The organism is Gillisella vitis (genome assembly GCF_001541345.2).
Classification (GTDB): domain Bacteria; phylum Pseudomonadota; class Alphaproteobacteria; order Rhizobiales; family Rhizobiaceae; genus Allorhizobium; species Allorhizobium vitis.
Window position 1 is genome coordinate 141680 of record NZ_LMVL02000005.1, and the last position, 26731, is coordinate 168410.

Here is a 26731-nt window from a genome sequence, read left to right on the forward strand (position 1 = left end):
AGTTTTTGCTATCCGTTACGCTGCTGTTCATGTTTGTGTTGATAAACATCATTCTGTTCGGCATAGGTGATAGACGATTGACTAAAATTCTAGGGTTTTCTGCGGATGAATGAGAACAAGCGTCAGGATCTGCTGGCCCGTATGCGTGGCGTACAAAAGGATGTGGACCGGAGCCGGGCCACTCGCAGCCAGCAGAGCGTGTCGCGCAGCCAGCCTGGTTTTGCCGAACTGCCTGAATATAAGCAGGTGGTGATGCAGAAGCTTGTCAGCGAGCAGCTGAATATGCCCAATCCGTTTTACCGGGCGCATGAGAGTGCCTCCGGGGCAACGGCTGATATCGACGGGCGCGCTTATGATAATTTTGCCTCCTATGACTATCTCGGTTTGAACAGCGATCCGCGCATTCGCGATGCCGCCATGGCAGCCATCGACCAGTTTGGTATTTCGGCCTCCGCCAGCCGGCTCGTTGCCGGTGAGCGCACCATTCATGCCGAGCTGGAAAAGGCCTTTGCCGAAAATTACCAGACCGAGGACGCCATCTGTTTCGTCAGCGGCTATCTCACCAATGTCACGACCATCGGCAGCCTGATGGGGCCGAAAGATCTGGTGATCCACGACGAGTTCATTCACAACAGCGCCCTGACCGGCATCAAGCTGTCGGGCGCCAATCGCCGCTTCTTCAAGCATAATGACATGGCGGATCTGGAGCGCATCCTGGCGAGCCTTGCGCCCCTGCATGAGCGGATCCTGGTGATATCAGAGGGCATTTTCTCCATGGATGGGGATGTTGCCGATCTGCCGGGTCTTCTCGCGTTGAAAAAACAGTATAATTTCTGGCTGATGATGGACGAGGCCCATTCACTGGGCGTGCTTGGACAGCGTGGCCACGGCATTTTCGAACATTTCGATCTTGATCCCGCCGAGGTCGATATCTGGATGGGAACGCTGTCGAAAACCACCTGTAGCTGCGGCGGCTATGTTGCCGGCAGTGAGGCGCTCATCACGCTGTTGAAGGCGCAGGCCAGTGGTTTCGTCTATAGTGTCGGTCTGGCGCCTGCGCTGGCGGCGGCAGCCATCGCCAGCCTGTCCGTATTGGATGAGGAGCCGGACCGGGTCGAGGCTTTGCGCCGCAACAGCCAGCTTTTCCTGGAGCAGGCCAAGCTGCGGGGTCTGGATACCGGTCTGAGCGAAGGTTTCTCGGTGGTGCCTGTGATCGTTGCCGATTCGGTGCGTGCTGTGCAACTGTCCAATGAATTGTTCGAGGCGGGCATCAATGCCTTGCCGATCATCTATCCGGCGGTGCCGGAAGGGCTGGCGCGCCTGCGGTTTTTCATCACCAGCGCCCATACGCCCGAACAGATTACCCGCAGCGTTGATAAAGCGGCGGAAATTCTGGATCGGCTGAAGGCCGAGAATTTCGGCATGGGCTCGATGGATGTCCAGAAGGTCATGTTGCAATTGGCGCAGCGCTAAAGGACAAGAGCGTGAATAGCCGCAACCCGCCGCGCCATGTGATCATAACCGGCGGATCGAGCGGGATCGGGCTGGCTTTGGCGAGGGCCTATCTGCTGGCGGGGTCAAAGGTCAGTCTTGTTGCCCGCTCGCTGGCGCGGCTTGAGACGGCCCGTGACAGCCTGCCACAACCCTGTTTTTCACATATCGGACTTCATGCTGCTGATGTAACGGATTATCCGGCTCTGTCGGCTGCCTTATTGGCGGCTGAGGATAGTTTCGGACCCTGTGATCTGCTGATCACCTGCGCCGGTATCGTGCATCCAGCCAGCATGGCTGCCATGGACATCGCAGATGCGCGCCAGCAGCTCGACATCAATGTTATGGGCACGATCCATGCCGTCAAAGCCTTGTGGGCGGGGATGAGCGCACGCGGCGGCACTATGCTGTTGGTTTCCTCCGGGGCCGCCTTCATTGGTCTGCATGGCTATGGTCCCTATTGCGCCTCCAAGGCGGCGCTGGTGGGGCTTGCCGATTCACTGCGCATGGAAGCGGTTGGTACCAAACTGACGGTGGCGATCTGTTTTCCACCCGATACCGATACGCCGCAACTGGCCGCAGAATTGCCCATGCGCTCGCCCCAGGCACAGCGCGTGATGGGAACGGTTAAGCCCTGGAATGCGGATGCAGTGGCGGCACGCATCGTTCGCCAGCTGCAAAAAGGCCGCCGGGAGATTTTCTTCGGAATGACGCTCCTGCTGCTCGCCCGCTTTGGGTCTCTGGTGCGTCCGGTTTTATATTGGTGGTATAGCCGCCGTTGACGGCGCGCGTGCGACTTTACAGCGCGCCAATCTCGTCCTTGAGCACCTGAACTCGTCCAGCACTCACGTCACTGAGCATGCCGAGGGTTGCTTCCAACCTTTCCTCCGGGATGGCGAGGATCAGTTCGGCACCGGTATCGGTAAAACTTTCCTGGATCACAAGCAGATCCGTAATCGTGGTCAGTCGGGCCTTGACCAGTGCCAGATCGGAAAAGCCGACGCGGATGGTTTTTGTCGCCCGTAGGATGATTTCCACCTTTTCGGCTTGCCGCAGGCAGTGCGCCGCCGTGCCGCCATAGGCTCGGATCAGGCCGCCACTGCCCAGAAGAATGCCACCGAACCAGCGGGTAACGATGACCAGCACGCCATCCAGCGACTGGCCGTCGATGGCTTGCAGGATCGGTTTTCCGGCAGTGCCGGAGGGTTCGCCATCATCGTTGAAGCGATAGGTCTGCCCCAGCCGCCATGCCCAGCAATTGTGGTTGGCGCTAGCATCGGATTGTCCCTCCAGAAGAGGACGAATGTCATTTTCATAGGAGATCGGAAAAGCGGTGGCGCGGAACCGGCTCTTCTTGATCTCCTGTTCATAGCTGTGTAGGCCGGGAAGGGTAAACATCGCCTTTTGTGACGTGATTTGAGTCGCAAGAAAAGACCGATGCTTGCCGCGACAGCGGCTAATCAGAAAAAAGGAGACGATCCAGTCCCACGCAAGCGACGGCTTTTAGGTTCCTTCGGGAGAGCCTGGAGATCCGGCTCGGGTTTTGGGCTTTGATCCGGCAGTTTGACTGCCTGTCATGGCTGACCCGGTCGAACTCCGCAGAAAATGACAGTGTTGCGGCGTCTTTTCGCGTCATGATGACGTTGGTCGCCGCCAACGGAAAGCCGGGATGATCCCGGGGAAACAGGATAAGGCCTATGTCTGACGATTTTGAACCGGAAGCGACCATCGAAACCTCCAATCTGGCGGCTCTGGTTCTGAGCCAGGAAATCGATTCGCTCACCGATGTCCTCGTCAAGGCCCTTTACGAAGTCTACCGCATTCTCGATGACAGCCATCAACAGCCCGGCACCGTGCACTAACAGGCAAGGTCGGCAAGACAAAACCGTTTACCGCCCATATTCCTTGACCGCCTGCATGACGACGAAGGTCGATGTGCTCGCCACATGCGGCAGGCTGGAGATTTTCTCACCCAGAACCTGCCGATAGCGACGGATATCGCCGGTGCGCACCTTCAGCAGATAGTCGAAGGCGCCGGCGATCATATGGCACTCCTCCACTTCCCGGATCTTGCGGACCGCCGCGTTGAATTCCGTCAGTGCCGTTTCACGGGTGTCGGACAGCTTCACCTCGGCGAAGGCGATGTGGTCCAGGCCGAATTTGCGGGCATCCAGCACGGCGCGGAAGCCGAGAATATAGCCTTCGTCCATCAGCCGTTTCAGTCGCACCTGGCAGGGTGTTTTCGAAAGCCCAACCCGCTCGGACAAGTCGGTAATCGACATCCGGCCATCCTGCGACAGGGCCTCGACAATTTTCACATCGAATTGGTCGATCCCACTGTCTGATTCCATTTTGGTCATCATATCTCCTGAAAAACAGCGATTTTTTAGAGAATTTACCTAGATTGTCCATTAATTCAAGTTCGCTGATTTTACTGGCCCCATGGTATGATCCGGTCATTGCAAAAATCTTCATCGATCCAGGATAACAGTGATGAACCAGACCGTTTCCGTCGCATCGCAGGCCGTTTCATCCTCTCCAGATCCAATCTTTGCCGCTTTCGCGCCGCCCTTGAGTCAGCCAAGCCCTCTGCGCCAGGCGATCACGGCTGCCTATCGCCGGCCAGAGCCGGAATGCCTGTCACCGCTGCTGGAGGCCGCCCGCTTGCCGGATGCGATGCGCCGGGCCGTCGAGGATACCGCCCGCACATTGATCGAAGCCTTGCGCGCCAAGCACAGGGGCAGCGGCGTCGAGGGGCTGGTGCATGAATATTCGCTGTCCAGCCAGGAGGGTGTGGCACTGATGTGCCTCGCCGAAGCGCTGCTGCGCATTCCCGACCACGCCACCCGCGATGCGCTGATCCGCGATAAGATTGCCGAGGGCGATTGGAAAGCCCATCTCGGCGGCGGCCGGTCGCTGTTCGTCAATGCCGCCACCTGGGGACTGGTGGTGACCGGCAAGCTGACCTCGACCGTTAATGATCGCGGCCTGTCCGCGGCCCTGACCCGGCTGATTGCCCGGTGCGGCGAGCCGGTCATACGCCGGGGCGTCGATATGGCCATGCGGATGATGGGGGAGCAATTCGTCACCGGCGAAACCATCGAGGAGGCGCTGAAACGCGCCCGTCCGCTGGAAGCCAGGGGCTTTCGCTATTCCTACGACATGCTGGGCGAGGCGGCGACCACGGCTGGCGATGCGGCGCGGTATTTTCGGGATTATCAGCAGGCCATCCATGCCATCGGCAAGGCCTCGGCGGGGCGCGGCATTTATGATGGTCCCGGCATTTCCATCAAGTTGTCAGCCCTGCATCCGCGCTACAGCCGCGTCAAGGCTGAGCGGGTGATGGGTGAATTGCTGCCGCAGGTCAAGGCGCTGGCGCTGCTGGCCAAGCAATATGACATTGGCCTCAATATCGATGCCGAAGAGGCCGACCGGCTGGAACTCTCGCTGGATCTGCTGGAAGACCTGTGCCTCGATCCGGCTTTGTCGGGCTGGAACGGCATGGGGTTCGTGGTGCAGGCCTATGGCAAGCGCTGCCCCTTCGTGCTGGACTTCATCATCGATCTTGCTCGCCGTGCTGAGCGCCGGATCATGGTGCGGCTGGTCAAGGGGGCCTATTGGGATGCCGAGATCAAGCGGGCGCAGGTCGATGGACTGGAGGATTTTCCGGTCTATACCCGCAAGGTTCACACCGATGTTTCCTATATCGCCTGCGCCAAAAAGCTGCTGGCGGCGCGGGATGTAATCTTTCCGCAATTTGCCACCCACAATGCGCAGACGCTGGCGGCAATCTATCATCTGGCCGGTCCGGATTTCAAAACCGGTTCCTACGAGTTTCAGTGCCTGCATGGCATGGGAGAGCCGCTCTACGACGAAGTCGTGGGCAAAGCGAAGCTGGATCGCCCATGCCGGATTTACGCGCCTGTGGGCACGCATGAGACGCTGCTGGCCTATCTGGTGCGTCGCCTGCTGGAAAATGGCGCCAACTCCTCCTTCGTCAACCGGATCGCCGATCCCGCCATTTCCGTGGATGCGTTGATTGCCGATCCGACCGAAACCGTGCTTGCCATGGTACAGTCGGGTGCAAAGCATGACAGGATTGCTTTGCCCGCCGATCTTTTCGAAGGCCGCAAAAATTCCGCAGGTCTCGATCTCAGCAATGAAGCTGTCTTGCAGGCGCTTGGCGACACCCTGCGCCAAACCGCTCTCGGGTCTTGGGATGCGGCCCCCGCTTTGATCGCGGGGACAAGTGCCGGGCCTGTCCGCCCGGTCGTCAATCCCGGCGACCACCGTGATGTGGTCGGCCTTATCAGGGAAGCAACCGAGGAAGAGGCCCGCCAAGCGGTGGCCGATGCCGCGCTTCATGCAAAGACCTGGGCGCAGACGGTGCCTTTGGAGCGGGCGCGGATGCTGGATGAGGCTGCTGACCTGATGCAGGCACGCTTGCCGGTGCTACTGGGGCTGATCATGCGCGAGGCGGGCAAATCGGCGGCCAATGCGATTGCCGAGGTGCGCGAGGCCATCGATTTTCTGCGCTACTATGCCGAGCAGGCGCGTCGCACCCTGGGGCCGGTACATGCGCCGCTGGGGCCGGTTGTCTGCATCAGCCCCTGGAATTTTCCGCTGGCGATTTTCACCGGACAGGTGGCGGCAGCACTGGTGGCAGGCAATCCGGTTCTGGCCAAACCCGCCGAGGAAACGCCGCTGATTGCCGCTGAGGCCGTGCGCCTCCTGCATCAGGCGGGGGTTCCGGGCGCTGCCCTTCAGCTTCTGCCCGGTGACGGGCGGATTGGCGCGGCATTGGTTGCCTCACCAGAGGTGGCGGGCGTGATGTTTACCGGCTCCACCGAGGTCGCCAAGCTGATCCAGAGGGAGCTTGCCGGGCGCTTGCTGGCCAATGGCAGGCCGATCCCGCTGATTGCCGAGACCGGTGGCCAGAACGCGATGATTGTCGATTCCTCGGCGCTTGCCGAACAGGTGGTAGCGGATGTGATTGCGTCTGCCTTCGACAGCGCTGGTCAGCGCTGCTCGGCGCTCCGGGTTCTGTGCCTTCAGGACGAGGTGGCGGACCGCATTCTTGCCATGCTGAAAGGCGCGCTGCATGAACTGACCTTGGGCCGCACCGACCGGCTGTCTACCGATATCGGCCCGGTGATTACCGCCGAGGCCAAGGGCGTGATCGAGGCGCATATCGACGACATGCGCGCCAAGGGCAAGGCGGTGGAGCAGATCGGTGCGGGCGATAGTGCGCAGCACGGCACCTTTGTTGCGCCGACCATCATCGAGATCGGGGCATTGTCCGATCTTAAGCGGGAAGTGTTTGGGCCGGTCCTGCATGTGCTGCGCTACCGGCGCAACGATCTTGATCGTCTGATCGACCAGATCAATGCCACCGGCTATGGCCTGACCTTCGGCCTGCATACACGGCTGGATGAGACCATTGCCCATGTAACCTCAAGGGTGAAGGCGGGCAATCTCTACATCAACCGCAATGTCATTGGTGCGGTGGTCGGCGTGCAGCCGTTCGGTGGCCGTGGCCTGTCCGGCACCGGGCCGAAGGCTGGTGGCCCGCTCTATCTGGGCCGCCTGGTTGAAAAGCCGCCGGTGCCGCCGCAGCATAGTTCGGTTCATGTCGATCCGGGCCTGCTGGATTTTGCCAAATGGCTTGACGAACAAGGCGAAACGGCAGCGGCGGAGACAGCGCGCAGCCTCGGCAGCCTTTCGGCGGTCGGTTTGGTCCAGGATCTGCCAGGGCCGGTCGGCGAGCGCAATCTTTATGCGTTGCATCCGCGCGGCACTATTTTGCTGCTGCCCCGCACCAGCCAAGGGCTTTACCGGCAAGTGGCCAGCGCTCTGGCGACAGGCAACAGCATGGTCGTCGATACAAGCGCGGGCGTTCATGATGGGCTTGCGAGCCTGCCGGATGGGATGCTTGCCCGTATCCGCTTTGTCGCAAGGTCAGACTGGGCTGAGGCTGGTCCGTTCGCAGGTGCATTGCTGGAAGGGGAGGGTGAGCAGATCATCGAGCAGGTAAAAGCAATCGCTGCGCTGCCTGGCCCGCTGGTCCTGACCCAGGCGACTTCAAGTGGTAAGCTGGCTAAGAAATCTGGTGTTGATGATGCCTATTGTCTGAACTGGCTGGTCGAGGAGGTTTCGGTGTCCACCAATACGGCTGCCGCCGGAGGCAATGCCAGCCTGATGGCAATCGGCTGAGGGTTCCTCTTGCTTTTAACCTGTCCTTTGCCCAAAAAGCCTGACATTCGAAAGCAAGGGACGGCATGACAGACAAGACGGTTGCGATCATCGGTGGGGGGCCAGCGGGCCTGATGGCGGCGGATTGTCTGTCGCGGGCCGGTTTGACCGTAACGATCTATGAAGCAATGCCGACTCTGGCCCGGAAATTTCTTCTGGCGGGCAAATCCGGGCTGAATATCACCCATTCCGAAGAGTATGCGCGGTTTTCGACCCGCTTCGGGGAGGCAGGAAGCCATTTAAAGGCAGCCCTCGATGATTTTACGCCGGATGATGTGCGCGCCTGGGCAGCAGATCTTGGAACCGAGACCTTCATCGGCTCCTCAGGTCGGGTCTTTCCAAAGGCGATGAAGGCCTCACCACTGCTTCGGGCCTGGATCAAGGCATTGCAGGATCGGGGCGTGATGATCCGCACCCGGCATCGCTGGACTGGCTTTTCGGAAAATGGCTATCGTTTTACAACGCCGGATGGCGATGTCACTGTTATGGCAGATGCCGTGATTTTGGCATTGGGTGGGGCGAGTTGGCCGCGTTTGGGCTCGGATGCTGCCTGGGTGCCGTGGCTGCGGGACATCGGCGTTGCGGCCACGGATTTCAAGCCTGCCAATTGCGGCTTCGACGTTACCTGGAGCGATATGTTCCGTGATCGGTTCGCCGGCGAACCGGTTAAATCGGTTGTCGCCACATCGGCTGCCGGCGAGATTCAGGGCGAATTCGTCATTTCCCGGCATGGTATCGAGGGCAGCCTGGTCTATGCCCATGCGGCGGCCCTGCGCGATGATCTTCACCATCATGGCAAAGCGGAATTTCTGCTTGATCTTACACCCGGCAAACGGCTTGAAAAACTGGTGGACGATCTTGCCCGCCAGCCCATAAAGGCCAGTTTCTCGACCAGACTCCGTAAGGCGACCTCTTTGGAGGGCGTCAAGGCAGCGCTCTTGCGGGAGATTGTTCCCGACATTGCCAGCCGTGATGCCGCGTCGCTGGCTGGTCTCATCAAGGCTTTGCCGGTGCCGCTGCTGCGACCACGACCGCTGGCGGAAGCGATTTCCTCGGCGGGTGGCGTAGACTGGACCGGGATCGACAGCAGTTACATGCTGGTGGACCGGTCTGGCCTGTTCGTCGCGGGCGAAATGCTGGACTGGGAAGCGCCAACTGGCGGCTATTTGCTGACCGCCTGTCTTGCCACCGGGCGGGCGGCGGCGGTTGGCGTGATTCGCTGGCTCACCGATGATGCAGATGCTTGATTCAAAATATTGGAATGCCACAATTGTCGGGCTGATCCTGTCTGTTTCGGGAACATAAGCTCCGTTCGCGTCAGGAAGTTTTTTACGTCCATTGGTTGTTTTTCGTCAGAAAAATATTGGATGAATCAACAAAAACAACACGTTATTAAACCCCAAAATCCTATGGCTTATTAGAGCTATCAATTAAATATAGTTGTGGCCTAACAGTGTTAGTTCTATCTTAACTTACTAACGTGAGAATTCGGTTCAGAAATCTGGAAATATCTATGGCTTTGCCACAATGTTCCGGAAATCGCTCCCCGCATGATGCGGAACGGCCCCAAAAAATTCACAGATATTAACAGTGCTTGAGATGGTTTGTCACATCGCATGGGAACATGCGCATGTCACCGTGCCTGTCCAAGCCGTCATGGCGGAATGGAGCTTCCCTTGCATGCCGTTGTGATAGACGACAGCCGATCCACATTGCTGGCACTGCGTCTGGAACTCCTGGAAATTACGGGTCTGGAGGTGGAAACCTTCGCCGATCCAGAGGAAGCCATTCGCGTTTGTGAGACCCGGCAATTCGATCTGGTGCTGGTGGATTACAACATGCCAAAGCGCTCGGGTATCGAGGTGATTACCGCTTTACGTGCCATGCCGAACTATGAGCTGGTGCCTATTTTGATGATCACTTCGGAAACTGAAACAGCGGTCTGCTTGAATGCGCTGGAGGCGGGAGCGACGGATTTTCTGCGGAAATCCGCCGATCCTGTCGAGTTGAAGGCCCGTGCGCGGAACCTTTTGAGCCTGCGGCGTGCCCAGGTGGAACTGTCGTTGCGGGCTGATGGTCTTGCTGCTGCCGTGACGGCCAAATCCGCAGCCTTGGTTGCCAGCGAAGAGGAACTGATCTGGCGTCTGGCCCGAGCCATGGAATATCGCGACGGGGAAACCGGCGATCATGTCTCGCGTGTGGCGCAGATTTCCAGGCTGCTGGCGCAGGACCTTGGGCTCGACGAGGACCGGCAGCGCAAGATCTATCTGGCGGCCCCACTGCATGATGTTGGCAAAATCGGCATTCCCGATGGCGTCCTGTCCAAGCCCGGTCGGTTGACCGACAGCGAGCGGGACATGATGCGCAGGCATGTCGATATCGGCGTCAAGATTCTGGAGAACGGGACCTCCGATCTGTTGCGGGTCGCCGAGCGGATCGCTGGCGGGCATCACGAGAAATGGGATGGAACGGGCTATCCCAAGGGCTTGTCTGGACGGGAAATTCCGCTGGAAGCGCGCATCGTCGCGCTCGCGGACGTGTTCGACGCTTTATGCTCGCCCCGTGCTTACAAGCCAGCCTGGTCGCTGCAAGACGCGCTGGATCACATCAGGCGCGAAAAGGGTCGTCATTTCGATCCGGCCTGCGTCGAGGCTTTTGAGCGGCAATGGTCGAAGATCGCCTCTGTCATGGGGGCGGACGAGACAGACATGAGGATCCACATGGACGGAGCACCGTCGCTGGATACTGCCTATCCTGAAAATGCCCTTCGCCTCCAGAAGCAGACGAAATACCGATCAACACGCCAGCCAGCAGGACGGGAATGACGATGATAACGCAAACATTGCCGCATGAGACCATTGCCTTGCCACAGGCGCTGACCATTCGCACTGTGCAGACCACCCGGGATCAGCTTCTGACTGGCCTTTCGGCTGCTCAGGCCGTCGTTATCGATATCCCCGCGGACGCGGAGGTTGACCTGAGTTTTATTCAATTGATTGAAGCGGCGCGCATGTCTGCGCAAACGAATGGCCAGGACCTGACGCTTCGAAGCGCTGCGGTTGGTGGTGTTCTGTCCACGCTGGAGCGCAGCGGCTTCCTGACCGACATGGATCCGTCCGCTCGATTTTTCTGGTTACATGAAAGGTAATGCCATGAGTGCCCATATTCTCACCGTTGACGATTCCGCCAGCATCCGCATGACAACGAAGATCGCCCTGACCAATGCCGGCTACAAGGTGACTGAAGCCGTCGATGGATTGGATGGTCTGAACAAGGCCAAGTCATCGCAGTTCGATCTGATCGTTACCGACCTCAACATGCCCAACATGAACGGTTTGGCGATGATCGAGGCTCTGCGACGGTCTCCGGCCCATACCGGTATCCCGATCATCTTCCTGACAACCGAATCCGACGCCGACATGAAGAACAGGGCTAAGGCCGCTGGTGCGACCGGCTGGATCACCAAGCCGTTCGATGCCGAACAGCTGGTGAAAATTGCTAGAAAGGTTCTTGGCAAATGACCAATCTGGATCCCATTCAGGTTTTCAGGACAGAAGCAGCAGAGCTGTTCGAACAGATCGAAAGCGGCCTGCTCGACCTGCTGCATGACCTGTCCAATCAAGATCAGATCGATTCGGTGTTCCGCGGTCTTCATACCCTGAAGGGATCCGGAGCCATGTTCGGCTTCGAGGCTCTGGCCGCTTTCACCCACCATTGCGAAACCGCTTTCGACCGGGTCCGCAAGGGTGAAGTACCGGCAACCGCTGAGCTTGTCGCCGCCGTTCTCGATGCTCAGGACCATATGAAGGCGCTGGTTGCCACTCCCAATGGCGATCATGAAGCAGCCGGAGAGCGGCTGCTGGCCAAGTTGCAGGACGCGGTCGGCGACCATGGTGGTAATGCGCATGCGGTGCCAGCCGCAAAGCCCGGCAATGGCGGAGCCGCCAAGTCGCAGTCGGCAGCCCGGTCGGCGACGACGACATGGCGGATGAAATTCCGCCTGCCGGCTAATTCCATGGTCAATGGTACCAATCCACTCGGCCTTCTGAATGAGCTTCGCGACCTTGGAAAATGCACCGTTAAAGCGGATTTGAGCGCTATCCCGGGTCTTGAGGAGATTTCACCTGCCGATCTTTATATCGGCTGGAGCGTGGAGCTTGTTACCGAAAAGCCGAAGTCGGATATCGAGGATGTCTTCATCTTCGTCATGGATGACATGGATCTCGAACTGGCTGAGGATGCGACCGCGGTCTCTTCCGAGACCATTGCCGCCGATGATCCAGTCGAACAGGCCGTCGCCGCGCCGGTGACACCTGACAACAAGCAGGCGCCAAGCCAGGTTCAGGCCGCGACACCTGCCGCCACTCAGACTGGTTCCAATGACGCCAAGCATGGCCGTGCCGCCGAAAATGTCCGCGTTCCCGCCGAGCGGCTGGACGAATTGATGGACAGGGTCGGCGAGCTGGTGATTGCCCAGTCCCGCCTGTCGCAGTTGGCCAATACCAGCGCCGACATCATGCTGCGGTCCGTTTCGGAAGATGTCGAGCGGCTCTCCGGTGAGCTGCGCGACACGATGATGGTGCTGCGCATGGTGCCGGTTGGCAGCCTGTTCACCCGCTTCCGCCGTCTTGTCCACGATCTCGCCCGCGAGACCGGCAAGGTCATCGAGCTGGAGACGGAAGGCGAAACCACGGAGGTGGACAAGACCGTTATCGAGCGGCTGGCCGATCCGCTGGTGCATCTGGTGCGCAATTCCATCGACCACGGGCTCGAGCCGCCGGAAGAACGCCTTGCAGCTGGCAAGAACAAAGCCGGCAAGGTGGTGCTGTCGGCCCATCAGTCCGGGGGTGAAGTGATCATCACCATCAAGGACGATGGCCGTGGCATCAACCGCGACCGGGTCCGGGCCAAGGCCGAATCCTCGGGGCTGATCCAGCCGGGCCAGCAGCTGATGGATCAGGAATTGTTGCAGCTGATCTTCCAGCCGGGCTTTTCCACCGCACAGACGATCACCAATCTTTCTGGACGTGGCGTCGGCATGGATGTGGTGAAGAAAACCGTCGAGGCCCTGCGCGGGGTGATCGACATCCGCAGTGAAAACGGTAAGGGCTCGGAAGTCTCCCTGCGCATTCCGCTGACGCTGGCGATCATCGACGGTCTTTTGGTGCGCGTCGGTACCGGCTGCTACGTCATTCCGCTGTCGGCGGTCGAGGAATGCCTCGAATTGTCGATTGAGGACGATCTGCGCTCCAGGGGCCGCAGTTTCATTTCGCTGCGCGACAGTCTGGTTCCCTTCCTCAGGCTCAGGGATCTGTTCCGCACGGGAACGCAGCCTGATCCTTTCCAGAAGGTCGTGGTCATCTCGACCGGCGACGAGCGCGTCGGCCTGGTGGTCGACCAGATCATCGGCGATCACCAGACCGTCATCAAATCCATGTCCAAGCTTCACCACGACGTCGTGACTTTCTCGGGTGCGACCATTCTGGGTGACGGCAGTGTCGCGCTGATCCTGGATGTGACGCATCTGGTCAACGCAGGCCAACAGCAGGAGGCGCAATTGCGTGTAGCAGGATGAGTATCGTACCCGGCAAACATGATTTCCAGCATTTCTGGGCGGACCGCGACGAAGTCGCCGTGCTGACTTTCAATCTGAATGGTGAGACGTTCGCGATTGAGGCCATCACCGTGCAGGAGATCATTGATCTCCTGCCGGAAACCAAGGTGCCAGGCGCAAAGCCTTTCGTCTCCAGCGTCATCAATTTCCGCGGCAAGGTCATTCCACTGGCTGATATCCGGCTGGCCTTCGGTATGGAAGCGACGGAGCCAACCATCGACAGCCGTATCATTGTCATCGAGCTCGATCTCGATGGTGAAACCACCCTGACCGGCATTCGCACGGACCGGGTGTTCGAAGTCACGACATTGGCGCACTCCGCCAGCGAACCGCCCCCCAGCGTCGGCATGCGTTGGCGTCCCGACTTCATTGAATGCCTGGTCAAACGGGATGGAGAGTTCATCATTCTCCCCAATCTCCAGGCAATTTTCTCCAGCACAAGTGACCGGATCGCCGCTCCCACGGCTGGTCTGGCAACAAATTGAGGTCTGTTATGCGGTTTACAATTAAAATGAAGCTGGGGTTGGCTTTCGGCATCGTCGTCGCGTTGCTGATTGCCAGTTCGGTTATGGGAATTCAAAGTCTGGGCTCGATGAACGATGCCATGGGCAATACGCTTGAAGGTCCTGTAGAACGGTTGCGTCTGGCTCAACAGCTCCAGATGGAGCAACTTCAGCAATTGCGTCAGCAAAAGAATGTTCAGCTGGCCCAATCCGAAGACGAAATCAAATCCAGTATCGCCAAGGCCAATGCGTCGCGTGCCGAATTTGACCAGGCTTTTGCAGCCGTGATGGCCAAGGCAACGGAAGAAGGCAAGGTATTCTGGAACAAGCTTGCCGTCGTGGAAGCCGATTTCCGAAAGACCGACGACCAGATCAAGGCTTTGACAATCGCTGGCGACACTGCGGGCGCACTGAAAATCTCGACGAATGAGAACCGCAAGGCTGTCAATGAGATCGATGATCTCCTGTCGCAAGTCGTCACTCTGGAGCAGTCCCGCCTGCGCGATGCCGATGCTGCCGGCGATGCCGAATATGCCAGCACCCGGTTGATGCTTTTGTCCCTGTCGATTGCGGCCTCCGTTATCGCCGTCATGGCAGCGGTCTGGATTGTCATCAGCGTCACCGGCGGTATCAATCGTGCGGTTGTGGCTGTGCGAAAGGTTGCCGATGGCGACCTGACGGAGTTTGCCCAAATCCGTTCACGCGATGAAATCGGCGACATGCTGCAATATGTCAATACGATGATCGAGCGCCTTCGCGGCGTGGTTGGCGATGCGCTGTCGGCGTCCGACAATGTGTCTTCGGGTAGCCAGCAGCTGTCGTCTGCCTCCGAGCAGGTCAGCCAGGGCGCGACGGAACAGGCGTCGTCTGCCGAAGAAGCCTCCGCTTCGATGGAAGAGATGGCAGCCAATATCAAGCAGAATGCCGACAATGCCGCTCAGACAGAAAAGATCGCTCGCCAGTCCTCCAAGGATGCGGAAACCTCTGGCGAAGCGGTGAACCGGGCTGTTGGTGCGATGCGCACGATTGCCGAGAAGATCTCGATCGTCCAGGAAATCGCTCGCCAGACCGACCTTCTGGCCTTGAATGCGGCAGTTGAAGCCGCCCGTGCCGGTGAACATGGCAAGGGCTTTGCCGTGGTTGCCTCTGAAGTGCGCAAGCTTGCCGAGCGCAGCCAGGCAGCAGCGGCTGAAATCAGCACGCTGTCGGGCCAGACGGTGCAGGTGGCGACAGAAGCCGGTGAAATGCTGACACGGTTGGTTCCCGATATCCGCAAGACGGCGGAACTGATTTCCGAGATCTCGGCGGCGTGCCGCGAGCAGGATATCGGCGCCAGCCAGATTAACGAAGCGATCCAGCAGCTCGACAAGGTGACGCAGCAGAACGCGGGCGCTTCGGAAGAAATGTCGGCTACCTCTGAAGAACTGGCCGCTCAGGCTGAGGAATTGCAAACGTCCATCGCCTTCTTCAAGGTCGATGGTGCGCATCAGAAGAAGCCCGCACAACAGACCCGGGCTGTTGCCGCTCGCGCTGCGCCTGCCCGGACGGCTACACCAGCAAAACCCCGCACACCGACGTCGTCTCAGACGGTTGCTGCTCAGCAGGCGAGAGCCAAGGGCTTTGCCCTCGATCTCTCCATGGGTGGACCGGATGAGGAGGATCTGGATTTTCGCCAGACGGCATAATCGACTTAAGGTGGATGACATGGGTTCGCCGTGACATCCACCCTTACTGAAGGCGTTCACACAGATCAGCCATCCGTTCTGGATGAGTGGAGATATTTATGCGGTTCACAATAAAACTAAAACTGGTGCTCGCCTTCGGACTGATCATTATCATGTCAGGTGCAATGGCAGCGCTGTCTATCGATAAGCTTTCGTCTCTCAACGATGCAATTACTGTGATTGTGAAGGGACCGGCGGAAAATCTGCGAGATGCGGGAAGTCTGTCAAATGCGGTTCTTTCTGCTATGCGCCATGAGAAAAACGCGATTATCAACACCGATCCTGTCCGCATTCTCGGCTATATCGATAGCGTGAAGAAAGAGCAGGAAAAGATCGACAAGTCATTGGCGCTGTTGAGCGATACGACCGATCAGAAGTTGCTTCTGCCGTTGTCCGAGTTCCAGAAAAGCCTCGTGACCTGGCGGCAGGTGCAAGATAGCGTGTTGAAGCTGGCGGCTGACAATACGCCGGAAAGCAATCAGAAGGCCGGCGAAATCTCGATGGCAGAGGGCGCGAGGGCCGCTGACGCCATGCTCGCCCGCGTCGATGAAGTCAACGCGTCGATTGCCAAGCAACTTGCCGAAACCGATGAAAGCACCAACCAGGAATATGCCTTTTCACGAACAGTTCTGTTGGTGGGCATCGGGTTGCTTATGGTCTTATCGGTTGCTGTCGCTCTGTGGATCGCTGTGGGTATTGCCCGTGGCCTCGGCAAGGTTACGTCCGTTGCCAATGCCGTTGCCATCGGTGATCTTGACCAGACCGTTGAGGTGAAAACCAATGACGAGATCAAGGATCTTGTCACGACGATTAACGGGATGACCGAAAACCTGCGAGCAACTGCCGCTTTGGCAAACCGCATCTCCGAAGGTGATTTGTCCCAGGATATCACACCGCTCTCGAGCAAGGATTCATTGGGTATCGCTATGCGATCCATGACCCTCAATCTGCGTGAAACGACAGCGATTGCCGACAAGATTGCCAATGGTGATTTGACGGTGACGCCGACTCCGCGCTCCAATGTCGATACGCTGGGCCTTGCCTTGCAGAGCATGGTGGAGCGTCTTCGGGGTGTTGTTGCCGATGCCTTGTCGGCGTCTGACAACGTTTCCTCCGGCAGTCAGGAACTGTCCTCAAGCTCCGAACAGCTGTCGCAGGGCGCAACGGAACAGGCATCGTCCGCTGAAGAAGCCTCTGCCTCGATGGAAGAGATGGCGGCCAATATCAAGCAGAATGCCGACAATGCCGCCCAGACCGAAAAGATTGCCCGCCAGTCCTCCAAGGATGCGGAAGCCTCCGGCGAAGCGGTCAACCGTGCAGTCGGTGCGATGCGCACGATTGCCGAGAAGATCTCCATCGTCCAGGAAATCGCCCGCCAGACCGATCTTCTGGCCTTGAATGCGGCGGTTGAAGCAGCGCGCGCCGGTGAACATGGCAAGGGCTTTGCGGTGGTTGCCTCTGAAGTGCGCAAGCTTGCCGAGCGCAGCCAGGCGGCAGCGGCTGAAATCAGCACGCTGTCGGGCCAGACGGTGCAGGTGGCGACGGAAGCCGGTGAAATGCTCGGCCGCTTGGTTCCCGATATCCGTAAGACAGCGGACCTGATTTCCGAGATCTCGGCGGCGTGCCGTGAGCAGGATATCGGCGCCAGCCAGATCAACGAGGCGATCCAGCAGCTCGACAAGGTGACGCAGCAGAATGCGGGCGCCTCGGAAGAAATGTCGGCAACCTCTGAAGAACTGGCCGCTCAGGCCGAGGAACTCCAGGCTTCCATCGCCTTCTTCAAGGTCGATGGACTGAAGGCGCAGAAGAAGTCGGCCCAAAACTATACGTCGCAGCCTGCAAGACCGGCCAAAATCACGACAGCGGCGGCTGTTGTGCGCAAGCCGTCAGCAGCTCAGACGGTTGCTGCCCAGCAGGCGAGGGCCAAGGGTTTTGCCCTCGACCTCTCCATGGGCGGACCGGATGACGAAGATCACGATTTCCGCCAGCTCGCGTGAAATCGGCCAGCGACAAAGACCGGGACAGGCAAGAGATTGGCTGTCCCACCACGCTTAAATATGCGGAAATATCTGGGGGACTACCATGCGATTCACGATCAAACTCAAACTGGCCCTTGCCTTCGGCCTTATCATTATGATGTCAGGCGCCATGGCGACGATGGCGATCATCAATCTTTCGTCACTCAATAGCGCGATCAGTGACATCATTGCTGGTCCCGCGGCAAATTTGCGTAACTCAAGCGATTTATCAGACGCCGTCTTGTCTTCGATCCGCGATGAGAAAAATGCGATCATCAACGTCGATCCCAACAAGATCGATGAATATGTCGGTGGCGTGAAAGAGCGCCGTGCGCTTATCAATGATCTCCTGGTGAAACTGGATGCGGACACCAATCCCTTGATCAAGGAAAAAGTCGCGCAATTCCGGACCCACTTGCCCGGTTGGATCACCATGCAGGATTCCATCCTCAAGCTCGCCATTGAAAATACGGATGCCAGCAACAAGCAGGCGGGTGACATTTCCATGGGCGAGGGTGCCAAGCTGACCGCAAGCCTGTTGCAAAGCCTGGGTAGCTTGAACGGACAGATTTCCGCAGATCTCAAGCAGACCGATGAAGCCACCAACGAACAATATGACTTTTCCCGCAATAGCCTGATTGCCGGCTTGGGCATCCTGCTTGTTCTGTCGGTCGCTATTGCTGTGTGGATTGCCCTGGGCATCAATTCCGGCCTGAAAAAGATCAAGACCGTTGCAGATGCCGTTGCCATCGGCGATCTCGGTCAGGATATCGACATCAGAAGCAATGATGAAATCCGCGACGTTGTTGAAAGCGTCAAGGTCATGACCGGCAATCTGAGAGAAACCGCAGCCATCGCCAATCAGATTGCCGATGGCAATTTGACGGTGGCGCCGAAATCCCTGTCTGACAAGGACACACTTGGCCAATCTCTTCAGTTGATGGTCGAGCGCCTTCGTGGCGTCGTCGCTGATGCCTTGTCTGCGTCCGACAATGTGTCTTCAGGTAGCCAGCAGCTGTCGTCTGCCTCCGAGCAGGTCAGCCAGGGCGCAACGGAGCAGGCATCGTCCGCTGAAGAAGCTTCTGCCTCGATGGAAGAGATGGCAGCCAATATCAAGCAGAATGCCGACAATGCCGCCCAGACCGAAAAGATCGCCCGCCAGTCGTCCAAGGATGCGGAAGCCTCTGGCGAAGCGGTGAACCGGGCTGTTGGTGCGATGCGCACGATTGCCGAGAAGATCTCCATCGTCCAGGAAATCGCCCGTCAGACCGACCTGCTGGCCTTGAATGCGGCGGTTGAAGCCGCCCGTGCGGGTGAGCATGGCAAGGGCTTTGCAGTGGTTGCTTCTGAAGTGCGCAAGCTTGCCGAGCGCAGCCAGGCGGCAGCAGCTGAAATCAGCACGCTGTCGGGCCAGACTGTGCAGGTTGCGACAGAAGCCGGTGAAATGCTGACCCGGCTGGTTCCAGACATCCGCAAAACGGCGGACCTGATTTCCGAGATCTCTGCGGCGTGCCGTGAGCAGGATATCGGCGCCAGCCAGATTAACGAAGCGATCCAGCAGCTCGACAAGGTGACGCAGCAGAATGCGGGCGCTTCGGAAGAAATGTCGGCAACCTCTGAAGAACTGGCCGCTCAGGCCGAGGAACTCCAGGCTTCCATCGCCTTCTTCAAGGTCGATGGCGCTGGCGCTGGCGCAAGAAGACCATCCCCCCAGACCCGGGCTGTTGCCGCTCGCGCTGCGCCTGCCCGGACGGCTACACCAGCAAAACCCCGCACACCGACGTCGTCTCAGACGGTTGCTGCTCAGCAGGCGAGAGCCAAGGGCTTTGCCCTCGATCTCTCCATGGGCGGACCGGATGAGGAGGATCGTCTCTTTCAGGAAAGCGCGTAACATGAGTGGACAATCGTCAGAATCGCAATTCGTCACCTTCAGCCTTGGTGAAGAAGTGTTTGCCGTGCCCGTTACCGTGGTCCGGGAAATTCTCGATCACGAGGACCCGTTCAAGATCCCGCATGGACCGGACTATCTTCTGGGCCTGCGGGATGTCCGGGGCCAGGGCGTGCCGGTTATCGATCTTCGTCTGCGGCTCGGTATGTCGCGCACGGTGAAGACGCCGCATACCCGGATTCTGGTGATGGATGTGCCACTTTCCGATCGCAGTCTTGCGGTCGGGGTGGTGGCCGACAAGGTCTTCGAGGTCATTCCCTTCCGGCATGCCGATATCGAGCAGGCGCCCGATATCGGCATCCGCTGGCGCTCTGATTATATTCAGGGCGTCGTCCGTCGAGAGGCGGGCTTTGTGGTGATCATTGACCTGGCGCGGTTGTTTTCGGGCGATGAAACTGCCCTTGCCTCTTCTTCCGCACCGGCTTTTGCCGTCGCCTGAAAAACCATGACAGGGAGGCCGCCAGCGTGAATGCATTGGCAGAAGCAGTTGTTGGAGATCATAGGATCAGCCCGAAAAATTTCAGGCGTCTGGCCAACTACATTTTTGAATATAGTGGCATCAAGATGCCGGATACCAAGACGACGATGCTGGAAGGCCGGTTGCGCAGACGTTTGCGCGCCACCGGCTTTACGGATTTCGACAGCTATTGCCATTATATTTTCGATGAGGGCGGCCTTGCGACTGAATCCGTTCATCTGATCGATGCGGTTACCACCAATAAGACAGACTTTTTCCGCGAGCCCAACCATTTCGACTATCTGACGCAAAAGGCATTGCCGGATCTGGAGTCCAGGGGCGTGCGTCGGGTTCGCATCTGGAGTTCGGCCTGTTCCATCGGTGCGGAGCCCTATACGCTTGCCATGGTAATGGCGGAATATATGGAACGCCGCAGCGGGATGGACTATCATATCCTGGCAACGGATCTGTCCACCGATGTGCTTCAAAAGGCCCGCCGGGGTGTCTATCCTGCCGATATGCTGGAGCCGGTGCCGCGCACCATGGCGGCGCGGTATGTGATGCATGCGCGTGACAAGCAGCGTAACGAGGTTCGAATTGCACCGGCGCTTCGCACCCATGTCGGTTTTGCCCGGCTGAACCTGATGGATGACAGCTATCAGGTGGGGGAGCCGATGGATGTTATATTCTGCCGCAATGTGTTGATTTATTTTGATAAAAAGACGCAGTTCAATGTGTTGCGACGCCTTTGCGATTGCCTTGGCAAAGGTGGCTATATGTTCATAGGCCATTCCGAATCGATTACCGGGCTGGATCTTCCGCTCAAGCAATTGGCCAACACGGTGTTCAGGAAGGTATGATTGTCATATGCCGAAGAAAATTCGCGTCCTTATTGTCGACGATTCAGCCAGTGTCCGGCAAATCCTGACAAATGTTCTGCAATCCGATCCTGATATCGAGGTGATCGGCGCCGCGTCCGATCCCTTCGTTGCCGCCCGGCGCATTGCCGAGGAAATTCCGGATGTGATCACGCTGGATGTGGAAATGCCGCGCATGGATGGCATCACCTTCCTGCGCAAGCTGATGTCGCAGCGCCCTATTCCGGTGGTGATGTGCTCATCCCTGACGGAGGCTGGTAGCGAAACCCTGATGCAGGCCATGGAGGCGGGCGCGGTCGATATCATTCTTAAGCCGAAGATTGCCGCTGCCGATCATCTGGCTGAGCAGGGCGAACGGATTTGCCAGGTGGTGAAAAGTGCGGCCCAGGCGCGGCTCGGTGCGCGAAAGTCCAGTGTGATGGACCGTGCTTCCGCCAGCGGTGAGCCAGCAAAGAAACTGACTGCGGATGCCATGCTGCCACCACCGACTGGCCGTGCCATGGCCAAGACCACCGAAATGGTGGTCTGTGTGGGGGCATCGACCGGTGGCACTGAGGCGCTTCGGGAATTCCTGGAAAAAATGCCTGCCAATTCCCCAGGCATTGTCATCGTGCAGCATATGCCGGAAAAATTCACGGCGGCTTTTGCCAAGCGCTTGAATGGCCTGTGCGAAATGGAAATCAAGGAAGCTGAAAACGGTGATCCGGTGCTGCGCGGCCATGTGCTGATTGCGCCTGGGGATCGCCACATGATGTTGGAGCGGCAAGGGGCACGGTATTATGTATCGGTCAAATCAGGCCCGTTGGTGTCGCGCCATCGTCCGTCCGTGGATGTGCTGTTTCGCTCGGCGGCCCGGTCGGCAGGTGCCAATGCCATGGGTGTTATCATGACCGGCATGGGGGATGACGGCGCGCGCGGCATGCTGGAAATGCACCAGGCCGGGGCCTTCACGCTTGCCCAGGATGAGGCAAGCTGCATTGTCTTCGGCATGCCCAAGGAAGCCATCGCCCATGGCGGCGTCGACAGGACCGTGCCGCTTCACCAGATTGCACCGGAAATTCTGGCGGAGGACCGCAGGCGCTAGAGTTGGTCTTAGGACAATTGATCACCAGTTTTCCGGAAAAGACAAACGAAAACAGAAGGCTATAGTAGTCGGACTTGTTCGGTTTTCACAGTACACGACGCAACTTGATCAATTGGCTTCGCCCCCCTCATCCCCCTGCCGGGGACTTCTCCCCGCTGGGGAGAAGAGGTCAACACGACAGCACTAAGCCTCATCTTAAGGCTGCGGGCAAAGGAGTTTATCGGCTTTTGCTGCGCGTAGAAGGCACAAGAGGATGCCGCGGGTCTCTTCTCCCCATCGGAGAGAAGGTGGCGGCAGAGGCAAGAGGGGGCGGCAAAGCCGAGAGCCGTTGGTGTCGTGTACTCTGGTTCGGTTTTTCCTGCATGATACAATCGCTCACGGCGCCGGGGCGTTCCGCTCGGTATCATGATCCAGGAAGACCTGTCGCGCACGAAGCAGCGCTTCCTCCGGGGGGCGGTTGTTACGGTATTTTTCGATAATGATCTGACGAATTTGACTGCGGACCTCGTCATTATCTCCGTCTGCGGGAGGTAAAGAAGGTATGAGAGCGTGTCGGCTTTTCATGGAGCCGTCCAAATTCTCCCGCTCTTCGTTTTCAGGCATTTCCGAACGCAAGATCGCTTCACACTTGTCCTGGAAATCCTTCAGAACTGGATGCTGGAGCGCTTGCTTGGCCTCCTCCAGCCGGGCTTGCAAATCCATCAGTGAATTCAGCAGGAGCACGTCGACTGTTTCAGCGGCGATGCTGTCTTCAGCCGGTTGCTCCTTCATCCACTGATAATGGCCTGACATGGCTGGCTCTCTTTGCAATCGCGCCCGGTGGCGCAGCACCAGCCCCAGCACGCCCAAGCCGAACCCCGGTAGTGTGACAATCACCAAAGCCTTGATCCAGTCGGACGAGGATTGCCATGTATCGAAAAGATCAGCCCAGAGATTGTAATCGGCCATTGTCCATCCCTCCCGCACCAAGAGTCTGTCAGGGTCAGATTGAACCAGACAGGCGCTTGTTTCTTTTGTTTTCGTTTGTCTTTTCGGGAAAACCGGTGACCACTTTTCCCTGACAAACTCTAGAAACCAATCGACCACCGGAGGCATGAGCCTCTGGTGGCCGGGGAGCTAGAAAAATCGTACCATGACGACCGCCTCGACCTTTAAGCCGAAGCTCTGGACATGCGTCGAGGCCTCCCCGACCATAAAGAATGGTGGGAGCGGACCATATAAACATGGCCCACCGCCTCAGCCACAAACCTATGGCTGAGGGGTGTCATTTAACGGCCGACACCGACCGCATGGTAAGGAGTTTTCTAGGCTCCGGGATTGGCCCCGTTCCGACCAATCCTGATGCAACCATAGGGTATTGTCGGCGGGAGGGGAACAGAGAAATTTGGGGGGCGGACGCAAAACAATGCAGTCGAGTGTGAGTGGCTCGGTGAGATTAAGGAACTTGCACGATGCGACCGCTGCCGTTGATTTCCGAACGCCGCAACGTCGGGTGACCGGCGAGATCAACATTGCCGCTCCCGGAAATCGACACATCCGCATCTTTCAGCGCGGTCATGTCTGCGTTCCCGCTGCCAAGGATCACGATCCGTGCGGACTGAGCCGTTAGCCTCTTGAGCTGGGCGGCACCCGACCCTGAAATGTCTACATCGACCGTCTCGGCCGCTCCCGTCGCGGAAACGCTGCCGCTCCCCTTTATGCTCAATCGCAATTGAGGCTGGTTGATGTGGGATAGGGAGAGATCGCCGCTTCCAAGCAGTGTCCAGTCTGTTATCGCAGGCCCCGACACGCTGATATCGAGTTTTGATTGCGACCAGCGCAGGTGACAATCCAGGCTCAGCCGGCGACCATTCATTCGCACATGCTCAACAAGGGTAGGATCACCCCTGACGATGACTTCTGCCTTATCACCGGGCTGATAGCGGACCGAAGCCGGCAAATCGATGGTGAGACTGTCGCTGGCGGTAAAGGGCAGTGTGACCTGCTGGTTGGTGGATTGGCCCGATCCGCAGGTGGAGGATGTCGTTGCCCACAATTGCCGGGCTCCACCCCAATTTTCGCCTGAAATTCCAAGTCCTAATGCTAGAAAAACGACTGCACCAATCAGTCCCGTCGTTGCAACGAATGCCAATTTCCTCGTCATTGTCCGGTTCCTTCAATGAAGTGTCAGGGAAAGCTCAAGCGTGATCCGGGCTTAATTGAGCCAGGCGAAAGTGCAGCCGTGCATAGTGGCCGAGTATGCGGATACCGGTGCCAAGCCCCATCAACAACAACGCGCCACCGCCCAGGAATCCGCTCACAAGGCCCGCGCCGATCAGCAGTTGCGACAGTGTTTCTGTTGTTGGTCCATCAAGCTGAAACAGCATCGTGGTAATGATGATCTTCACACCAGCCGCTCCGATGGCCGTGACCGCAATTCCGAGGCCGAACACAATAAAGAACGTCACGGTGAGCAGGGGCAGTAAAAACAGGATGTCAACGATGGCGAGCCCCGCCAGAGCCATCATGGCCGCCAGCATGTTCGACAGGCTCCAGTGGGATTCGAAACGGCGCAGCCCCATTTCGGCCCTGAGTTCTCTGGCAATTCTGGCCGGATTGCCCAAGGCCGCCGCAACCTCCTGTTCACTGCGACCGGAAGCGGCTGATTCGGCAAAATGAGCCTGATAATCGGCGACCACGTCGTCCACTTCTTGAGCGGGCAAACCGGCCAGCCCCAGTCTCAGCATGCGTAAGAAGGCATCCTTGGTCATGGCAAATCCTCAAGAAGTTTATCGACGGCGCTTGCAAAGGAGCGCCAGTCACGGCGATGAGCTTCGAAAATTGTTCGGCCCTGTTCCGTGAGCCGATAATATTTGCGCGGCGGCCCATTGCTGGACTCAACAATGCGGGTGGCCACCAATCCGTCATTCTGCATGCGGCGCATCAGCGGGTAGATCGTGCCTTCTCCCATGCCGACGGCGCTGACCAATGTACTGGCGATTTCGTAGCCATAGCTTTCGCCGTGAGACAGCACAGCCAGGACGCAGAGGTCGAGGGCACCTTTGCGCAATTGAACTTGGATCGAGTCAGTCATGGGTACCTCAGTTTCGTATTTTGAATATAACAAGCTATCTGTTTATGCAAGGTAGTGGTTTAAGTTTTTCTGCGGGGATGAGTGCGCAAAGGATATGGGGCTTATGGTTGGAAACGAACTTGGCGCGCACTGGGCTGTCGTCGTATTTCGTCCGACAAATAACCTCCGGTTAACCATGTCGCGTCACAATGGATCTGCCCGATGCGAATGGGTTGCCCGATATGTTTGGGCCTTGGAGAGCGATGCATGGCTCCGTTATGGCTGACCGAGGTTGCTTCATGCCCATCATTACCTTCGCCAATACCAAGGGCGGTGCCGGAAAGACCACGGCGGTTCTGTTGCTTGCGACGGAACTGGTGCGCCGGGGCTACACAGTGTCGGTGATCGATACGGACCCGCAGCGCTGGATTTCTCGCTGGTTCGAGGGCGCGGACGGTCATGCCGGCAACATGCGCGTCGCTACCTATATCTCCGTCAATGCCCTGGCACGCACCATTGAGGCTTATCGTGGCAGCTCCGATTATGTGATCGTTGATCTGCCCGGCGCGCAATCGCCGTTGCTAGCGACAGCCCTTGGTCTTTCCGATCATGTGCTGATCCCCATCCAGGGCAGTGCCATGGATGCCCAGGGTGGCGCGCAGGTGATCGAACTGCTGCAATATCTCTACAGCAAGGGCAATATTCGCATTCCCCATTCCGTGGTTCTGTCACGGGTCAATTCGCTGGTTACCACCCGCGCGCTTCGTGCCGTCAAACTGCTTCTGGCAGAACGGTCGGTGCGGGTTCTGGCGACGCCGATCATCGAGCGCGCCGCCTATCGCGATATGTTTGAATATCGCACCAGCCTGCACCGCCTAGACCCAGAGCGGGTCAGCAATCTGGATAAGGCTATCGCCAATGCCGAGCGCTATTGCGACGAGGTGGAAATGCTGGTGCCAACTATCCGCATGCCGGTTGCCGATAACAGGGCTGGCAACGGCAATCGCGGATTTATGGAAATGCCGCTGTTGCGAGCCGCCTACTGATAAACCTCAGGCATTGGCAGGGGAAAGATGCCGGAAGGCGGCGACCACCTGTTCGTAGACGCCGCGTTTGAACGGCACGATCAGGTCCGGCAGTTCTGCCATTGGCTTCCATTGCCATTCATCGAATTCGGCATGCTGGCTGGTTGGCGGTGGATTGATCTGGATTTCGCTTTCGTCGCCGTCGAAGCGAAAGGCAAACCAGCGCTGTGTCTGGCCGCGAAATTTGCCGCGAAGACCAATGCCAATGAGGGCTGGCGGCAGGTCATAATTGATCCAGGTCGGCGCTTCGGCTAGCAGGGTCACGGTTTTCATGCCGGTTTCTTCGTAAAGCTCGCGATAGGCCGCCTCTTTCGGATCTTCACCCGGGTCAATTCCGCCCTGCGGCATCTGCCAGAGTTGCGGCGAGCCATCATATTCGGAATTGAGCAACGGAATGCGGCGACCGGCCCAGACAAGGCCTTGCGCATTCAGCACCATGATGCCGACGCACGGGCGATAAGGTAGATCCTCGGCTTTGACGGTGGTCTGGGTCATGGTGTCCTCACTGGAGCATGTCTCCCGAAAGTGTGCAGCGGTTTCGGGAAAAAGACATGCGAAAACAAAATTCTATAGCATGGCAGGTGATTACCTCATCACGCGACATGCTATAAGCGGTCATTGGGCA

The 26731-nt window shown here is 58.1% G+C and carries 23 protein-coding genes and 2 pseudogenes; 18 read left to right on the forward strand and 7 right to left on the reverse strand.

Going from position 1 to position 26731, the window contains the following annotated elements; genetic code table 11:
* Positions 1–105 precede the first annotated feature (105 nt).
* Both ASB66_RS17970 and ASB66_RS17975 read left to right on the forward strand, forming a co-directional pair.
* On the forward strand, positions 106–1473 hold the full coding sequence (locus ASB66_RS17970) for an aminotransferase class I/II-fold pyridoxal phosphate-dependent enzyme (protein ID WP_060718785.1): 1368 nt from the start codon (positions 106–108) through the stop codon (positions 1471–1473).
* An 11-nt stretch (positions 1474–1484) separates the two neighbouring features.
* Complete coding sequence (locus tag ASB66_RS17975) at positions 1485–2273, forward strand: SDR family NAD(P)-dependent oxidoreductase (RefSeq protein WP_060718784.1); 789 nt, start codon at positions 1485–1487, stop codon at positions 2271–2273.
* Between the two features lie 16 nt (positions 2274–2289).
* On the opposite strand, the gene ASB66_RS17980 is transcribed toward ASB66_RS17975, so the two are convergent.
* On the reverse strand, positions 2290–2889 hold the full coding sequence (locus ASB66_RS17980) for an IMPACT family protein (protein ID WP_060718783.1): 600 nt from the start codon (positions 2887–2889) through the stop codon (positions 2290–2292).
* A gap of 299 nt (positions 2890–3188) precedes the next feature.
* On the opposite strand from ASB66_RS17980, the gene ASB66_RS26280 reads away from it, so the two are divergent.
* Positions 3189–3353 (forward strand): hypothetical protein, encoded by a 165-nt coding sequence (locus tag ASB66_RS26280; protein WP_087729479.1) that lies wholly within the window; start codon positions 3189–3191, stop codon positions 3351–3353.
* Positions 3354–3380: 27 nt separating this feature from the next.
* Here the strand turns inward: ASB66_RS26280 and ASB66_RS17985 are convergent, their stop codons facing one another.
* Positions 3381–3842, reverse strand: coding sequence for an Lrp/AsnC family transcriptional regulator (locus tag ASB66_RS17985; protein WP_411910086.1), 462 nt, complete (start codon positions 3840–3842; stop codon positions 3381–3383).
* Between the two features lie 142 nt (positions 3843–3984).
* Here ASB66_RS17985 and putA point away from each other — a divergent pair, with 142 nt between their 5' ends.
* The 14 genes and pseudogenes from putA (at position 3985) to ASB66_RS18050 (ending at position 21969) form a co-directional block, all read left to right on the forward strand.
* Positions 3985–7704, forward strand: coding sequence for a trifunctional transcriptional regulator/proline dehydrogenase/L-glutamate gamma-semialdehyde dehydrogenase (putA, locus tag ASB66_RS17990; protein ID WP_081089095.1), 3720 nt, complete (start codon positions 3985–3987; stop codon positions 7702–7704).
* Positions 7705–7769: 65 nt separating this feature from the next.
* Complete coding sequence (locus tag ASB66_RS17995) at positions 7770–8990, forward strand: TIGR03862 family flavoprotein (RefSeq protein WP_060718782.1); 1221 nt, start codon at positions 7770–7772, stop codon at positions 8988–8990.
* Positions 8991–9419: 429 nt separating this feature from the next.
* Positions 9420–10568 (forward strand): HD domain-containing phosphohydrolase, encoded by a 1149-nt coding sequence (locus ASB66_RS18000; RefSeq protein WP_114386863.1) that lies wholly within the window; start codon positions 9420–9422, stop codon positions 10566–10568.
* Positions 10569–10570: 2 nt separating this feature from the next.
* On the forward strand, positions 10571–10891 hold the full coding sequence (locus ASB66_RS18005; RefSeq protein ID WP_070153174.1) for an STAS domain-containing protein: 321 nt from the start codon (positions 10571–10573) through the stop codon (positions 10889–10891).
* Between the two features lie 4 nt (positions 10892–10895).
* Positions 10896–11264: a response regulator gene (locus ASB66_RS18010; RefSeq protein ID WP_015917544.1), complete on the forward strand. Its 369-nt coding sequence runs from the start codon at positions 10896–10898 to the stop codon at positions 11262–11264.
* Positions 11261–13318, forward strand: a complete 2058-nt coding sequence (locus tag ASB66_RS18015) for a chemotaxis protein CheA (protein WP_060718779.1) — start codon at positions 11261–11263, stop codon at positions 13316–13318. Before ASB66_RS18010 ends, ASB66_RS18015 begins: the two co-directional genes overlap by 4 nt.
* Positions 13315–13842 carry a chemotaxis protein CheW gene (locus ASB66_RS18020; protein ID WP_060718778.1) on the forward strand — a complete coding sequence of 176 codons (528 nt, stop codon included), beginning with the start codon at positions 13315–13317 and terminating at the stop codon, positions 13840–13842. Before ASB66_RS18015 ends, ASB66_RS18020 begins: the two co-directional genes overlap by 4 nt.
* Before the next feature lie 8 nt (positions 13843–13850).
* Positions 13851–15545, forward strand: a complete 1695-nt coding sequence (locus ASB66_RS18025) for a methyl-accepting chemotaxis protein (protein WP_060718777.1) — start codon at positions 13851–13853, stop codon at positions 15543–15545.
* A gap of 98 nt (positions 15546–15643) precedes the next feature.
* A pseudogene (locus tag ASB66_RS27150) lies at positions 15644–16159 on the forward strand (MCP four helix bundle domain-containing protein); the annotation flags it as partial.
* A 96-nt stretch (positions 16160–16255) separates the two neighbouring features.
* A pseudogene (locus ASB66_RS18030) lies at positions 16256–17581 on the forward strand (methyl-accepting chemotaxis protein); the annotation flags it as partial.
* 85 nt (positions 17582–17666) lie between these two features.
* Positions 17667–19493, forward strand: a complete 1827-nt coding sequence (locus tag ASB66_RS18035) for a methyl-accepting chemotaxis protein (protein WP_060718775.1) — start codon at positions 17667–17669, stop codon at positions 19491–19493.
* A 1-nt stretch (position 19494) separates the two neighbouring features.
* Positions 19495–19989 carry a chemotaxis protein CheW gene (locus ASB66_RS18040; RefSeq protein WP_015917538.1) on the forward strand — a complete coding sequence of 165 codons (495 nt, stop codon included), beginning with the start codon at positions 19495–19497 and terminating at the stop codon, positions 19987–19989.
* 26 nt (positions 19990–20015) lie between these two features.
* Entirely contained in the window at positions 20016–20867 is an 852-nt protein-coding gene (locus ASB66_RS18045; protein WP_060718774.1) for a CheR family methyltransferase, read from the forward strand.
* Positions 20868–20874: 7 nt separating this feature from the next.
* Positions 20875–21969, forward strand: coding sequence for a protein-glutamate methylesterase/protein-glutamine glutaminase (locus ASB66_RS18050; RefSeq protein WP_060718773.1), 1095 nt, complete (start codon positions 20875–20877; stop codon positions 21967–21969).
* Positions 21970–22344: 375 nt separating this feature from the next.
* Here ASB66_RS18050 and ASB66_RS18055 read toward each other — a convergent pair whose 3' ends face one another.
* From ASB66_RS18055 to ASB66_RS18070, 4 genes are all read right to left on the reverse strand, one after another.
* Complete coding sequence (locus tag ASB66_RS18055; protein ID WP_060718772.1) at positions 22345–22917, reverse strand: hypothetical protein; 573 nt, start codon at positions 22915–22917, stop codon at positions 22345–22347.
* Between the two features lie 487 nt (positions 22918–23404).
* Positions 23405–24112, reverse strand: a complete 708-nt coding sequence (locus ASB66_RS18060; RefSeq protein ID WP_060718771.1) for a GIN domain-containing protein — start codon at positions 24110–24112, stop codon at positions 23405–23407.
* A gap of 34 nt (positions 24113–24146) precedes the next feature.
* Positions 24147–24719, reverse strand: coding sequence for a DUF1700 domain-containing protein (locus ASB66_RS18065; RefSeq protein ID WP_060718770.1), 573 nt, complete (start codon positions 24717–24719; stop codon positions 24147–24149).
* Complete coding sequence (locus tag ASB66_RS18070) at positions 24716–25042, reverse strand: PadR family transcriptional regulator (protein ID WP_060718769.1); 327 nt, start codon at positions 25040–25042, stop codon at positions 24716–24718. The genes ASB66_RS18065 and ASB66_RS18070 overlap by 4 nt, the downstream gene beginning before the upstream one ends.
* 278 nt (positions 25043–25320) lie before the next feature.
* Between ASB66_RS18070 and ASB66_RS18075 the strand changes: the two genes are divergently transcribed.
* A complete protein-coding gene (locus tag ASB66_RS18075; RefSeq protein WP_060718910.1) occupies positions 25321–26067 on the forward strand; it encodes a ParA family protein in 747 nt (248 codons plus the stop codon).
* A gap of 6 nt (positions 26068–26073) precedes the next feature.
* On the opposite strand, the gene ASB66_RS18080 is transcribed toward ASB66_RS18075, so the two are convergent.
* A complete protein-coding gene (locus ASB66_RS18080) occupies positions 26074–26601 on the reverse strand; it encodes an RNA pyrophosphohydrolase (RefSeq protein ID WP_060718768.1) in 528 nt (175 codons plus the stop codon).
* Positions 26602–26731 lie beyond the last annotated feature (130 nt).